The sequence below is a fragment of the Rhodococcus sp. MALMAid1271 genome (assembly GCF_049195265.1).
Taxonomy (GTDB): Bacteria; Actinomycetota; Actinomycetes; order Mycobacteriales; family Mycobacteriaceae; genus Rhodococcoides.
This window is the reverse complement of record NZ_JBMIRQ010000120.1, coordinates 65,792-80,031: the sequence shown is the minus strand read 5'-3', so window position 1 is coordinate 80,031 and position 14,240 is coordinate 65,792. Positions and strand designations below refer to the sequence as shown.

13 protein-coding genes and 1 pseudogene are annotated in these 14,240 nt (G+C 64.9%); 13 read left to right on the top strand and 1 reads right to left on the bottom strand.

Annotation, left to right across the window (positions count from 1 at the left end):
- Positions 1-275: 275 nt before the first annotated feature.
- The 10 genes and pseudogenes from ACOQFP_RS23280 (at position 276) to yhjD (ending at position 9,522) form a co-directional block, all read left to right on the top strand.
- Positions 276-1,415, top strand: coding sequence for an MFS transporter (locus ACOQFP_RS23280; RefSeq protein ID WP_421585761.1), 1,140 nt, complete (start codon positions 276-278; stop codon positions 1,413-1,415).
- 150 nt (positions 1,416-1,565) lie between these two features.
- Positions 1,566-2,240 (top strand): response regulator transcription factor, encoded by a 675-nt coding sequence (locus ACOQFP_RS23275; protein ID WP_421585695.1) that lies wholly within the window; start codon positions 1,566-1,568, stop codon positions 2,238-2,240.
- Positions 2,237-3,211 carry a HAMP domain-containing sensor histidine kinase gene (locus ACOQFP_RS23270; protein WP_206491737.1) on the top strand — a complete coding sequence of 325 codons (975 nt, stop codon included), beginning with the start codon at positions 2,237-2,239 and terminating at the stop codon, positions 3,209-3,211. Before ACOQFP_RS23275 ends, ACOQFP_RS23270 begins: the two co-directional genes overlap by 4 nt.
- Before the next feature lie 88 nt (positions 3,212-3,299).
- A complete protein-coding gene (locus tag ACOQFP_RS23265) occupies positions 3,300-4,730 on the top strand; it encodes a DUF4153 domain-containing protein (RefSeq protein ID WP_206491736.1) in 1,431 nt (476 codons plus the stop codon).
- A 46-nt stretch (positions 4,731-4,776) separates the two neighbouring features.
- Positions 4,777-5,061: a DUF6412 domain-containing protein gene (locus tag ACOQFP_RS23260; RefSeq protein WP_421585694.1), complete on the top strand. Its 285-nt coding sequence runs from the start codon at positions 4,777-4,779 to the stop codon at positions 5,059-5,061.
- Between the two features lie 61 nt (positions 5,062-5,122).
- The gene (locus tag ACOQFP_RS23255) at positions 5,123-5,461 is read left to right on the top strand and encodes a DUF6412 domain-containing protein (RefSeq protein ID WP_421585692.1); all 339 of its coding nucleotides are present in this window, start codon (positions 5,123-5,125) and stop codon (positions 5,459-5,461) included.
- 63 nt (positions 5,462-5,524) lie between these two features.
- Positions 5,525-6,415, top strand: a pseudogene (gene yidC / locus ACOQFP_RS23250) (membrane protein insertase YidC); the annotation flags it as partial.
- 76 nt (positions 6,416-6,491) lie between these two features.
- Positions 6,492-7,298 carry an exodeoxyribonuclease III gene (locus ACOQFP_RS23245; RefSeq protein WP_421585690.1) on the top strand — a complete coding sequence of 269 codons (807 nt, stop codon included), beginning with the start codon at positions 6,492-6,494 and terminating at the stop codon, positions 7,296-7,298.
- An 80-nt stretch (positions 7,299-7,378) separates the two neighbouring features.
- A complete protein-coding gene (trpS, locus tag ACOQFP_RS23240) occupies positions 7,379-8,419 on the top strand; it encodes a tryptophan--tRNA ligase (RefSeq protein WP_421585689.1) in 1,041 nt (346 codons plus the stop codon).
- An 83-nt stretch (positions 8,420-8,502) separates the two neighbouring features.
- Entirely contained in the window at positions 8,503-9,522 is a 1,020-nt protein-coding gene (gene yhjD, locus ACOQFP_RS23235; RefSeq protein WP_421585687.1) for an inner membrane protein YhjD, read from the top strand.
- A 27-nt stretch (positions 9,523-9,549) separates the two neighbouring features.
- Here yhjD and ACOQFP_RS23230 read toward each other — a convergent pair whose 3' ends face one another.
- Entirely contained in the window at positions 9,550-10,866 is a 1,317-nt protein-coding gene (locus ACOQFP_RS23230) for a D-alanyl-D-alanine carboxypeptidase family protein (RefSeq protein WP_421585686.1), read from the bottom strand.
- A 224-nt stretch (positions 10,867-11,090) separates the two neighbouring features.
- Here ACOQFP_RS23230 and ACOQFP_RS23225 point away from each other — a divergent pair, with 224 nt between their 5' ends.
- The 3 genes from ACOQFP_RS23225 to ACOQFP_RS23215 are packed head-to-tail and all read left to right on the top strand — an operon-like array spanning position 11,091 to position 14,044.
- Positions 11,091-12,137, top strand: coding sequence for a sugar ABC transporter substrate-binding protein (locus tag ACOQFP_RS23225; RefSeq protein ID WP_421585685.1), 1,047 nt, complete (start codon positions 11,091-11,093; stop codon positions 12,135-12,137).
- A 29-nt stretch (positions 12,138-12,166) separates the two neighbouring features.
- Complete coding sequence (locus ACOQFP_RS23220; protein ID WP_206491723.1) at positions 12,167-13,225, top strand: ABC transporter permease; 1,059 nt, start codon at positions 12,167-12,169, stop codon at positions 13,223-13,225.
- 3 nt (positions 13,226-13,228) lie between these two features.
- Positions 13,229-14,044 (top strand): ATP-binding cassette domain-containing protein, encoded by an 816-nt coding sequence (locus ACOQFP_RS23215; RefSeq protein ID WP_421585684.1) that lies wholly within the window; start codon positions 13,229-13,231, stop codon positions 14,042-14,044.
- The last annotated feature ends 196 nt before the right edge of the window (positions 14,045-14,240 follow it).

Here is a 14,240-nt window from a genome sequence, read left to right as displayed (position 1 = left end):
GATGCTCAGGTGAGGACTATCACGGCGCGAGGAGACGAAAACAGCCCTCCACGAGGAAGACAATGGGAAGGTTGGATGTTGCCACGTCGGGTGGATGTGTCGAACCCATCCTCCGAACGTCCATCCTGCTTGTTCTGTCTTCGATCGAAAACGAAAGTTGTACCGCCGTGACTGTCACCGATTCTGCTCGTTCCCGTGTCAGCGCTGTGCGCGGCAAGGTGTCGAGCGGCCTGAGTGTCAGCCATCGACCGCACTCCACCCGCCGCAAGCTTGCGATGTTGGCGCTGTCGATCGGCGGCTTCGGGATCGGCACCACGGAATTTGCGTCGATGGGGTTGCTACCGGACATCGCCACGACGATGGGGATCTCCGAGCCCTCGGCCGGACACATGATCTCCGCGTACGCGCTCGGCGTGGTCGTGGGTGCACCGACCATCGCCGCTCTGGCTGCGCGCCTTCCGCGCAGGATGCTGTTGCTGGCGCTGATGGTGGCCTTCACCCTCGGCAATCTCGGCACCGTCTTCGCACCCAGCTTCGACGAGTTGGTGGTCTCCAGATTCGTCGCAGGACTGCCGCACGGTGCGTACTTCGGGGTAGCGGCGCTGGTCGCCGCGCACCTCGCCGAGCCGGGCAAACGAGCAAAAGCCGTCGCGATGGTCATGATGGGCCTGTCCGTCGCCAACGTCGTCGGCGTCCCGGTGGCCACGTGGATCGGGCAGGCCCTCGGCTGGCGAAGCGCCTTCGCGCTGGTCGCCGTGATCGGTGCCCTGACCGTCACCGCCCTCGCGCTCTGGATGCCACGTCTGGACGCCATGCCGACCACCAGTCCTGTCACCGAACTCGGCGCGTTGCGGCGCAGCCAGGTCTGGATGACGTTGTTCGTGGGCATCGTCGGTTTCGGTGGCATGTTCGCCGTCTACACCTACATCGCGTCGACGCTGACCGACGTGGCCGGTCTCGCCCGTGCGTTGGTGCCGATCGCGCTGATGATCTACGGACTCGGCATGGTCGTCGGAAACTACGCAGGCGGTTGGCTGGCCGATCGATACAAGCTCAAGGGCACGTTCGTCGGGTTGGCCGCGACCGCGGTGAGTCTGGCGGTGTTCGTCGTGGCAGCACACAACCCGATCACGGCACTGTTGCTGGTGTTCGTGATCGGCGCTTCCGGTTCCTCGGTGGTTCCCGGCCTCCAAACGAGATTGATGGATGTGGCCGAGGACGCCCAGACACTCGCGGCATCGCTCAACCACGCAGCATTCAATCTGGCCAACGCCATCGGAGCTGCGGTCGGCGGTGCCGTGATCGCCGCAGGCTTCGGCTACACCGCCCCCGCCGCCGTGGGCTCGGGGCTGGCTGTGGCCGGTCTCGGTGTGCTGGCCACCGCCATGTGGATGGACAAGCGCACCACCGGGTGAGAACGCTGCTGCGGTGTATCGGCAGGTGATCGTCGCCGCGGCACCCGGATCAGGCACGCGGCCGGGTCGACGGTTGGGCGGTCGAACCTTCACCGAACCTCCACATTTCCCGACGGACTCCTGCACGTGCGCCCTCTAGGGTCAGTTCTCATGAGCCGCACAGTTCTCGTCGTGGACGACGAGCCCACGATCTCGGAGGCCGTTGCCGCTCGGCTGCGCGGCGAAGGGTACGAGGTCGTCACTGCCGCCGACGGCCCGTCGGCAGTCGAGGAGTGCGCCCGGATCGATCCCGACGTGGTGGTGCTCGACCTGATGCTGCCCGGGTTCGACGGGCTCGAAGTCTGCCGCCGGATCCAGGCGTCCCGTCCGGTCCCGGTGTTGATGTTGACGGCGAAGTCGGAGGAGACCGACATTCTCGTCGGGCTCGGTATCGGCGCGGACGACTATCTGGGCAAACCGTTCAGCATGCGGGAGTTGGTCGCTCGCGTGCACGCCCTGATTCGCCGCGCCGAGCGGTCGGTGTCCGCCGAACCCAGCGCGGTGCGAGTCGGTGACGTGCAGATCGACCACCGTGCGCGGCGGGTATCGAACCACTCCGGCGACATTCACTTGACCAGAACAGAATTCGATATCCTTTCCTATCTCGCGGCACGGCCCCGTACCGCCGTCTCGCGGGAGACTCTGCTCTCGCAACTGTGGGGCTGGGACGATTCGGCGAGCAGCAGAACCGTCGACTCGCATGTGAAAGCGCTGCGCCGCAAGCTCGGTGGCGACCTGATCCGTACCGTGCACGGCGTCGGATATGCCCTGGAGTCGCCGCGATGACGCCGATGTTGCCACGCCCGTTGGATCCGCTTCGGTCGTTCAAGCTCAAGGTTTCGCTCATCGTCGGCATCGTGCTGGTGTTGGCCAGTGTCGTCTTCTGGATCGGGGCCGGTTGGCAATTTCGCTACACGCTGCTCGCGGCGCTCGTGGTGTCCTTGGCTGCAACGCAATTCGTCGCTCATGGGATGACGTCGCCGTTGCGCGAGATGACCTCGGCGGCGACGGCGATGGCGCGAGGCGACTATTCGACGCGAGTTGCGGCCACCTCGCGGGACGAAGTGGGCAAGCTCGCCGTCGCATTCAACACCATGGCCGGCGATCTGGAAGCAGCCGAGAAGTATCGCCGTGAACTGATCGGCAACGTCGCGCACGAGTTGAAGACGCCGATCGCTGCCCTGCGTGCCGTACTCGAGAACATGGTCGACGGGGTGACCGAGGCCGATCCCGAGAGGCTGTCGGTGGCGCTGCGTCAGACCGAGAGGCTCGGTGATCTGGTCAGTGAGTTGCTCGATCTCTCGCGGGTGGAGGGCGGGGTACTCACCATCGCCCCCGAGGAATTCCCCGTGCGGCAGTTCCTCGAGGACGCCACCGACGCCCATCGGGACCGAGTGTCGATTCTCGTCTCGCCCGAAGAGGCAACAGTGGTGGCCGACCGCTCTCGCATGACCCAGGTGATCACCAATCTCGTGGACAACGCGATTCGTCATTCCCAGCCGTCGACCGCGGTGACACTACGAGCCCACCGAACGGACGAGGCCTTCGTGTTCGACGTGCTTGACGAGGGACCGGGCATTGCGCCTGCCGATCGCCGTGCGGTCTTCGATCGATTCACCCGTGGCGGATCCACCGACGGCGGAACAGGTCTCGGGCTCTCCATCGCTCGCTGGGCCACCGAACTGCACGGCGGAACCATCGAAGTGCTCGACAGCGAAGTCGGCTGCCACATCAGAGTGGCCATTCCCGAGCACTGACCTCCACGATCGATCAGAACCGCGACTGCACGTCCCCGGACCACAGTCGCCGACCTTCCATGCCCGAAACACAGAAAAGGGAAGCGCCATGACCACGATCGACACTCCGATTCATTCGAGAACGAAGCACGGTCACTCCTTGTGGGGGCCTCGCACCTGGCCGGTGCTGCGGTATGGGCGGGCTCCCCGAACGGTGCTCCTCGGGTCCGCTGCTGCCGGACTGGTCGGTTCGGTGACGTTGGTGGACAACACGTTCGGTGTGTTGCTCACCGCCCTGGCTTTCGTGGTCGTCGTACTCGCAGCGCGCAGCGGCAGGCTGTCGCGTTGGGAGTGGGCAGGCGTGGCTGCAGTGCTGGCACTGGCGAGCGTGTCGGCACTGCGCGCGGCCGAGTGGATCGTGACGATGTCGACGACGCTCGGAGTTGTGGTCGGAGTCGTGGTGCTCTCCCGGGCCTGGACGTGGACGGGAATTGCACTCGGCGCTCTCCTGCCGGTGTTGCTGCCGGTGCGGGTCGCTCGGTGGACTCGACGCGGAGCCGGTTCGGTCGATCTGGAGGGGCCTCGGCCGGTGCGCATCGCCATGGTGGCCGCCGTGACTCTGGGGCTCTGCATCGTGTTCGCGGCGTTGTTCGGTGCCGCCGACAAGCGCTTCTCGGATGCGCTGGGCGCAGTGACGCCCGAGCTCGATGCCGCAACGATTCTCGGACGCACCCTCGTCTTCGTGCTCACCACGGGAGCTGCGCTCGCTGCGTGCTACGTCGCGCTGCATCCGCCCAGGTTCGATCGCCTCGCACCGTCGCCGCGTCGATCAGTGCAGTTGTGGGAGTGGATGGTTCCCCTCGGGGCGGTGGTGGCCCTGTTCGCCGTGTTCGTCGGGTTCCAGATTCCGGTGCTCTTCGGCGGCCAAGACCACGTGCAGACCACCGAGGGCCTGACCAACGCTCAGTACGCACGGCAGGGTTTCTGGCAATTGCTCGCGGTCACAGTACTGACGCTGCTCGTCATAGCGGTCACGCTCGCACAGGCTCGACGCGCGGATCGCCGCGATCGAAGCGCATTGCGGGCGTTGCTCGGAGCGCTGTGCCTGCTGTCGTTGGTGATCGTTGCGTCGGCCCTGCATCGCATGTCGTTGTACGAGGAGCAGTACGGGTACACCACCCTCCGATTGTTCGTCACGGCTGTCGAGTGGTGGCTGGGATCGGTGTTCGTGCTCCTGCTCGTCGCTGGTGTGCGGATGTCGGGGCGCTGGCTCCCGCGCGCAGTGGGCGTCGGGGCGGTACTGACCGTGCTCGCCTTGGCTGCCCTGAATCCCGATGCGTACATCGCGCGGCACAACGTGGAGCGCTTCGAGGAGACCGGCCGCATCGATGTCTTCTACCTGGGTGGGCTCTCGTCCGACGCCGACGCGGAACTCGAGCGACTCCCCGAGCACGTGCGTCCCTGCGTCGAAGCTCGCGGTCCGGTGTTCGTCGGCGATACCTGGCACCTGTGCACGGACCCTTCGGTATCTGTACCCTGAGCAACGACTCGAACCATCGGGTAGGCGTCGGAACGGGAGGTGCGCGATGAGATACCAGAGCCTTGTCGTCACCTCGCTGCTGCTCGTGACGCTGTACCTGACGATGCCGGTCGCCACCGCAGACGTGGCCCTGATCCTCGTCGCGGCGCTGGCAACGCTGATGCTGCTCGCGCACCGTGTCGACGTCCCGGCACTGATGCGCCTGCTGCCGAATGTCGGCCCCACCGCAGAGGAACGCCACCTTCGAGGGTCGTTCCGACGTCAGCATCGTCCGGACGCTCCGGGCCGCCCACAGCCACGCGCACCCGGTGCGCCGGTGGGGGCGCTGTAGTTCGAAAGTTCCCCCACACCTTCGCAACCCATTGTCTGCGAGGCTGTCCGAGGAACTGAAGATGCTCGATTCTCGAACCTTTCACCTGCCGCTTCGACGCTACGCCGGAACACTGTTCGGCGTCCTTGCCGTCCTGCTCGTCGTCGTCACCGCCGTCGACGCACAACCCGCCGCACAGATAGCGATGTTCGGTGCGCTACTCGCGGCGTCCCTGCTGGTCCTCGGTGCGCCGTCCGACCTGGCAGTGATTGCGCCGTTGCCGTCGTGCGCTGCCGGTGCGGATGGTCGGCGACTTCGGGGATCGTTCCGCAGACAACAGCAACCCGATGCGCCAGGTCGCCCCATGCCGAGAGCCCCCGGTCGGTCTTCCGACCGGACCGGTGGCTCCAGATCCCTCTGAGCCACTGCGAGATCCGGTCGAGACGCCATCCGACCGACTTCTCTCACAGTGAGGTGCTCCACCATGCTCGATTTCGTCTACTACCCCGTCTCCGCAGTGCTGTGGTTCTGGCACCGCGTGTTCGGAGCCGCGCTCGGCCCGGACAACGGCTTCGCCTGGGCATTGGCCGTGATATTTCTCGTCTTCACTCTGCGGGTGGTGCTGATCAGACCGTTCGTCGGTCAGATCCGCTCTCAGCTGGTCATGAAGAGGCTGAAACCACACATCGAGGCCGTACAGAAGAAGTACCCCGGAGACCGTGCTCGACAGGCGACCGAGATGCGGAAGTTGCAGCAGGAACACGGTTTCAATCCCTTGATGGGGTGCCTACCTCTGTTGGCGCAGGGCCCGGTTTTCCTCGGTCTGCTGCACGTGCTTCGCTCGTTCAACCGAACCGGCACCGGGTTCGGTCATCTGGGTATGACGGCGCAGGACAATGCGAACACCGCGAACTACGTCTTCAGCGCTGCCGATGTGCAGTCCTTTCTCGGGGCACGGCTCTTCGGTGCGCCGATCTCTGCTGCAGTGAACAGCTCCCGAGAAGTGCTGGAGGCATTCGGCCCGTTCGGAGGAGTGCCGTCGGTGTCGAGTATCGCGCTGGTTGCGATCCCGCTGGTGATCACCGCTGCGGTGGCCACCCATCTCAATTCTCGGGCGTCGATCGCCCGTCAGGATGCAACGGCAGCGGCCAACCCGCAGACGGCGATCATGAACAAGCTGACGCTCTGGGTCTTCCCGGCCGGAGTACTCGTCGGTGGTGCGGTGCTCCCGGTCGCGGCGCTGCTCTACTTCACCAGCAACAACATCTGGACCTACCTACAGCAGCACATCGTCTACCGGCGCATCGATCGTGAACCGACTCCGGTACCGGAGGTGACATCGGTGGTCACCGCGCCGAGACCAGGCGCGAAGCCTCGACGGCGATAGCAGAAGCGACCTCGATCGGGAGGCCGCCCTGGCTCTGTCGGTGGTCTCCGTTACCGTCGTCGGCGTGCCGATCACAATTTCCACCGTCAACGTCAACGGAATTCGCGCAGCTGTTCGCAAAGGCATGCTGCCGTGGCTCGAGGCCACCGATGCCGACGTCATCTGCCTGCAGGAAACCCGTGCCAACGATGGGGAGCTGACCAAGGCGTTGGCCCCGGCGCTCGACGCGGGCTGGCATCTGGCCTCGGCCGAACCGTCTCCGAAAGGACGCAACGGTGTGGCGTTGCTGTCGAAACAGGCCCCCGCCGCCATACGTACCGGGATCGGCGCTGCGGAATTCGCCGAGGTCGGCCGCTACATCGAAGGCGATTTCGGAGATGTCACCGTGGCGAGCCTCTACCTGCCTTCGGGGGAGGTGGGCACCGAACGCCAGGACGAGAAAGAACGCTTCATGACGGCCTTCGCGAAGTACCTGGCCACGGCGGCCGAGGCTGCCAAGGCCGACGACCGGGACGTGGTGGTCTGCGGCGACTGGAACATCGCCCACACCGAGGCGGATCTGAAGGCATGGAAGACCAACCGCAAGAATTCGGGGTTCCTGCCGGAGGAGCGTGAGTGGGTATCGCGACTGCTCGCCGACAATTCACCGTGGACCGATGTGGTGCGTGAGATGCATCCGGGCGTCGAGGGCCCGTACAGCTGGTGGTCCTACCGCGGTAAGGCGTTCGACAACGACGCAGGATGGCGCATCGATTATCAGTTGGCCACCCGTGTGCTCGCCGAGCGCGCCAAGGAAGCGATCACCGAGCGGGCCGAGGCCTACGACCAGCGCTGGTCCGATCACGCGCCGGTGACGGTGCGCTACCGCTAGAGCAGAGCCCGCGGAGCGGACCCGGGTGCGATAGGCAAGGCACGCCACCCGCCTCGGTCGGGTCGTGAAAAGATTGCCCTATGTCTTCTCCCGACCCCATCGACACTCCGCAGGGCCCGCGCCGACGGGTGCTCTCCGGCATCCAACCGACGGCCGATTCGTTCCATCTGGGCAACTATCTGGGTGCGGTGCGGAACTGGGTGGAGTTGCAGAACGAGTTCGACGCGTTCTACTTCATCCCGGACCTGCATGCGATCACCGTTCCGCAGGATCCCAAGGAACTACGTCGGCGTACGCGCGTGGCCGCGGCGCAGTTGCTCGCGGTGGGCATCGATCCGAAGAAGTCGACGCTGTTCGTCCAGAGCCAGGTGCCCGAGCATGCTCAGTTGGCGTGGGTTCTCAACTGCATCACCGGGTTCGGTGAAGCCGCACGGATGACGCAGTTCAAGGACAAGTCGGCCAAGCAGGGTCGCGAGCACACCAGCGTCGGGCTGTTCACCTACCCTGTCCTGCAAGCGGCCGACATTCTGCTCTACCGGCCCAATCTGGTGCCGGTGGGCGAGGACCAGCGTCAGCATCTGGAATTGACCCGAGACCTGGCGCAGCGTTTCAACACGCGATTCAAGAAGACGTTCGTCGTCCCTGATGCGCACATCATCAAGGGCACCGCGAAGATCTTCGATCTGCAGGATCCCACTGCGAAGATGAGCAAGTCCGCGTCGAATCCGGCGGGCATCGTCAATATTCTCGACGATCCGAAGGTGTCGGCGAAGAAGATTCGCTCGGCGGTCACCGACAACGAACGCGACATCGTGTTCGATCCGGAGAACAAGGCCGGCGTCAGCAATCTGTTGGTCGTGCAGTCCGCGTTGTCCGGCACGAGTATCGACGACCTCGTTGCCGGGTATGCGGGCAAGGGATACGGCGACCTCAAGTCCGACACTGCCGACGTTCTCACCGAATTCGTCGTCCCGTTGCGTGAACGGATGGACGGGTACATGGCCGACGTAGCCGAACTCGACCGCATCCTGTCCGCGGGAGCGGATCGGGCCAGGGAAGTGGCGAGTCGAACGCTCGCCCAGGTCTACGACCGAGTGGGCTTCCTGCCACCCGGCACATAGCATTTTCGACGTACCGGGTTTCGCTGCGCAGCGATGCGGCAAACCGACGCGATAGGGCCGACGACAGCGAGAAGGTGAGTGCCATGCCCGACTTCAAGGCCATGCTCGACGACCGGCGCGCCCGGTGGCCCTGGCTCGATCACACCGTCGTTGCGGCGCAGCGATATCAAGGCCAGAAGGGCGATTACTACGCCGCCGGAATGACCTATTTCAGTGTGCTGGCGCTGTTTCCGCTACTGATGGTCGCGTTCGCGGTGGCAGGCTTCGTGCTGGTCAACCAGCCGGGGTGGCTGGCCGAGATCCAATCTCAGATCACCGAGAATGTGCCGGGCAGCTTCGGTGAGACGATCAATTCACTGATTCAGACGGCCATCGATTCGCGCGCGAGTGTCGGCGTCATCGGTCTGGTCGGCGCGTTGTACGCCGGTCTGGGCTGGGTCGCGAACCTGCGTGCGGCATTGACCGCCATGTGGGAGAGCCACCGCGAACCGGCGGGCTTTCTGGCGACCAAGGCCAAGGATTTCGCTGCGCTGCTCGGACTCGGTGCCGCGCTGGTCCTGTCACTCGCGCTGTCGGCCTTGGCCGGTGCCGGTGTCATGCGCCGCATTCTCGAGTGGGTGGGTCTCGATGCCGTCCCCGGAGTGGATCTCGCTCTACGTGTGTTTTCGATCCTTCTCGCCCTGGCGGGCACATGGGCATTGTTCACCTGGGTCATCTCACGGCTGCCGCGCGAGCCGGTGTCGTGGCGCAGCGCAGCCAAGGGGGCTCTGCTGGCTGCAATCGGATTCGAGATCTTCAAGCAACTCGGTGCCCTCTATCTGGCATCGGTGACGAGCGGTCCTGCGGGTGCGGTGTTCGGCCCCATCATCGGTCTGCTGGTGTTCGTGTTCACGACCTCGCGGCTGGTGCTGTTCTCCACGTCGTTCGCCGCGACGACGCGTGAGAGTCTCGCTGCAGCCCACGTTCCGGCACCGGAGCCGGCAGTGATTTCCACGCGGGTCGAGGTGAGCGAAGGCCCAGGCGTCGGCGGTGGCCTAGCGCTGGTGGGTGCAGGAGCACTGGCAGCGCTCGGTGTCGCAGGGCTACGTCATCGTCGCCGGTGAACTCCACGGTGACGACCTGACGCAGCCTCAGCGAGTGCGGGAGAGTCTGCGAGCGCCCCACAGCAAGCCCAGCACCACGATCGTGCCGATGACCCCGATCGCGATACGAACGACTGTGTCGCCCTGCGCTTGCAGATCGGACTGACGACTGCCGGACGCGGACGAGGACGGCACCGATGACGGTGGCTGAGCGAGAGTCGGAGTCGGTCCGCTCGACCGCGTGCTCGTCACCGCGGACGTCGACCGCGGCTCGACGAGATCGCCGACACTGCTGCTCGAATCCATGGCGAACCCGTAGTCCAACAGGCGGGCCGCCTGCTCCCACGGACGGATCGGGAGCACATCGCCCTGCATGATCGTCACCACCAGCCGTCTGCCGTCGCGCTCGGCTCCGGCAACGAATGTCTGGCGGGCATCGTCGGTGTACCCGGTCTTGCCGCCGAGTGCACCCTCGTAGTTGTAGAGCAACAGGTTGTCGTTGGACAGGGTGAATACAGGCCGGTCCTGATCCTCGGGGATCGCGGGATCCTTCGGGTAACCGGGAAACTGCACGGTCTGCGTCGAAATCAGTTGCGTGAAAGTCGGATTGCGCATGGCCTCGCGGTAGATCAGTGCGAGGTCGTAAGCGGAACAGGCCATCCCTGGTCCGTCGAGACCGGATGGCGTTGCGGTGCGAGTATCGAGCGCGCCCAGCTCCACGGCCTTGGCATTCATCTTCGCGACGGTGGCACCGTCGCCGCCCATTTGTCTCGACAGGGCATGTGCTGCATCGTTTCCCGACGCCATCACCAGCCCCTGCATCAGTTGCAGATTGGTGTAGACCCCGTTCTTACCGATGCCGACGGCGCTGCCCTCGGCGGCGGCGTCCTCGGCCGTGGCGGTGACCTGTGTGTTCAGATTCAGCTCGTCCAGCGCCACGAGCGCCAGCAGTACCTTGATCGTGCTCGCGGGCCGATATCGGCCGTGCGGATCCTTGGCTGCCAGCACCGCGCCGGAGTCCATATCGGCTACGACGAACCCGGTGGCCGAGATATCCGCGGGTAGCGGGGGAGCGCCGTCCGGGACCACCGCTCCGCACTCGGCCAGCCGATCGCCGCCGACGGCCTCGGCAGGAATCGGAAGTGGTTGTGGGACAGTGCTTCCAGGAGCCGGGACCTCGGACAGGTCGATCGCGGGCGGTGGTGACGCCGCGAACGGGCAATTGTCGGTGTAGGGCGTGGTGAACGGCGGGGTGGTCGTCACCGGCGGTTCGAGGGCAGGCTGCGCCGAAGCTGGTGCGGCACCCACGCCGACCACGGCCATCGACACCGCACACACGACGGCGAAGCTTCTGATCCTTGTCATCGCGAATCACCCTATGCGCTGGGCCGCTCCTTGCTGAAACGACTCGCTTCGTCGGCCGACCAACCGGGTCCGTCGAGGCTCGACAGATGCGACGATGAATGCGGCCGAGGGGTGCGCTCGGGCTGAGGAGAAGTGGGCAGGTACGTGCACCGTATATTTCAACTTTCAACGTAGCGACCGGCCCGGCCGTGTCACGATCGTTCGGTCGTTGGAGAGGATTGGCAATGAAGTTTCGACGGTGGCCCGACGCCGATGCGCTCGGCAGAGCCGGCAGCCTGGCGGGTCGCAGGCCGACCGCTGTGTGCGTGCTGGGTGCCGTCGTGGCACTGGCCGTCGCTGCCTGCTCGAGTACCGGCGGTGCCCCGCGTTCGTCCGACGAGGGCACCAACGCGGGGGTCGCCGATACACCGGTCGCGACGGTAGCGATGATCACGCACGAGGTTCCCGGCGACACCTTCTGGGACCTCGTCCGCAAGGGTGCCGAAGCGGCCGCAGCCAAGGACAACATAGAACTGCGTTACTCCGCCGATCCCGAGGCACCGAACCAGGCCAACCTCGTCCAGAGTGCGATCGATTCCAAGGTCGACGGTATCGCTGTCACCCTCGCCAAGCCCGATGCGATGGCCCCTTCCGTCGAGGCCGCCACCGCCGCAGGCATTCCGGTGGTCGCTTTCAACTCCGGTTACGACTCGTGGAAAGGCATGGGAGTTCAGCAGTACTTCGGCCAAGACGAGACCATCGCCGGTCGGGCGGCGGGTGAGCGCCTCACCGAGGACGGTGCGCGGAAAACGCTGTGCATCATCCAGGAGCAGGGCGCGGTGGCTCTCGAAGCTCGCTGCGCAGGCGTCACGCAGGGCTTCACCGGGGGCACCACCGAGACCCTGAACGTCAACAGTAGGGACATGCCGTCCGTGGAGGCGACGATCACCGCCAAACTGCAACAGGACCCGAGCATCGATCACATCATTGCTCTCGCCGCTCCGATCGCCCTGACGGCGGTGCAGTCGACGAACAATGCCGGAAGCGACGCTACCGTCGTCACCTTCGATACCAACGCTGCACTCGTCGATGCGATCGAGTCCGGTGACGTCGCGTGGGCGATCGATCAGCAGCCGTATCTGCAGGGCTATCTGGCCATCGACTCGCTGTGGCTCTATCTCAACAACGGAAACACGATCGGCGGCGGCACCCCGGTTCTGACCGGCCCAGCGTTCATCGACTCGTCCAACATCGACGCCGTCGCCGAGTACGCCCGCAACGGCACCCGGTGAGTGCACCGATTCGGCGCGGAAGGAACCTCATGCCCACATCGGCCGATTCGGCTCTGCCGACACACGCCGTCGCGGTGAACGAGCGGGCCGCAAGGCGCAGGCCGTTGCGGCGCTTGTTGATTCGTCCCGAGGTCGGCTCCCTCTTCGGTGCGATCGTCATCTTCGTCTTCTTCTGCATCGTCGCGCCACCGTTTCGTTCCCCCGAGGCCCTCACCACGGTGCTGTATGCATCCTCGACCATCGGGATCATGGCGATCGGTGTCTCGCTGCTGATGATCGGCGGTGAGTTCGACCTGTCCACCGGTGTGGCGGTGACGTTCTCCTCGTTGATGGCCTCGATGCTGGCCTACAATCTGCATCTGAACGTCTGGGCCGGGTCGGCATTGGCGTTGATCCTGGCGCTGTCGGTGGGTGTGTTCAACGGATATCTGGTGATGCGCACCAGAATTCCGTCGTTCCTGATCACGCTGGCCACGTTCCTGATGCTCACCGGCATCGATCTCGCGGTCACCAAGCTCGTCACCGGCCAGGTTGCCACCCCGTCGATTTCGGACATGGAGGGCTTCGATTCGGCCAAGGCCGTCTTCTCGTCGTCGTTCTCACTGTTCGGAGTTTCCGTCCGGATCACCGTCGTGTGGTGGATCATCCTGACACTGGCCGCGACCTGGGTGTTGATGCGAACCCGAATCGGCAACTGGATCTTCGCAGTCGGCGGCAACCAGGAATCGGCACGCGCGGTCGGTGTCCCGGTCACGAGGGTCAAGATCGGCCTGTTCATGTTCGTCGGCTTCTGTGCCTGGTTCGTCGGCATGCATCTGCTGTTCGCGTTCGACACGGTGCAATCCGGCCAGGGTGTGGGCAACGAGTTCCTCTACATCATCGCTGCCGTGATCGGCGGTTGCCTGCTCACCGGCGGATACGGAACCGCCGTCGGCGCTTTCATCGGGGCGTTCATCTTCGGTATGACCAATCAGGGCATCGTCTACGCCGGGTGGAATCCCGACTGGTTCAAGTTCTTTCTCGGCGCGATGCTGCTCTTCGCGGTGATCGCGAACAGCTCGTTCCGCAACTTCGCGGCGAAAAGGTGAACGATGACATCCCCTGACTCAACGCCCGATGACACCTCGTCCACCGAGGCGTCGGTGCCGCTCATCGAACTGCGCGGGGTGGGTAAGAGCTACGGCAACATCGCGGCGCTGCACGGAATCGACCTGCGCGTCGGGGCCGGTGAAGTCGTCTGTGTTCTGGGCGACAACGGTGCCGGGAAATCAACCCTGATCAAGATCATGGCCGGACTGCACGGGCAGTCCGAAGGTCAGCTGCTCGTCGACGGCGAACCGACGTCCTTCGGCTCGCCCAAGGACGCGCTGGACAAGGGCATCGCGACGGTCTACCAGGACCTCGCAGTGGTATCCCTGATGCCGGTGTGGCGCAACTTCTTCCTCGGCCAGGAGTTACGCAGAGGCAGAATACTCAAATCCCTCGATATCGACGCCATGCGCACAACGACCATCGACGAACTCGGCAAGATCGGCATCGATCTGCCCGACGTCGACGCCCCGATCGGCACCCTCTCCGGCGGACAACGACAGTGCGTGGCCATCGCCCGCGCCATGTTCTTCGGTGCCCGCGTTCTCATCCTCGACGAACCGACCGCCGCACTGGGAGTCAAGCAGTCGGGCATGGTTCTGCGCTACATCGCAGCAGCACGGGAGAAGGGCCTCGGCGTCGTGTTCATCACGCACAATCCACACCACGCGTACCTCGTCGGAGATCACTTCGTCCTGCTCAACCGCGGCAGACTGACACTCGACCGTGCACGCGGCGACATCACACTCGACGACCTCACCACCGAGATGGCCGGGGGCCAGGAACTCGCTGCCCTGACCCAGGAACTCGGTCGCTGAGCGTCGGGGAAGGGTGAGACCGGCACGAGCGGTAGACCAGCGGTAGCGGTGCCCGAGGCTGGCACCGGACGAAGGGGTCATCGGATTCTTCGCCGCGCAGATCGACAGTCTCATCGTCGGCCGCGGCGTGACGGATTCGCGCACGTTCGTCCGAGCGGTGAAACGACAAGCGCCCCATCGCATTCGCGAAGGGGCG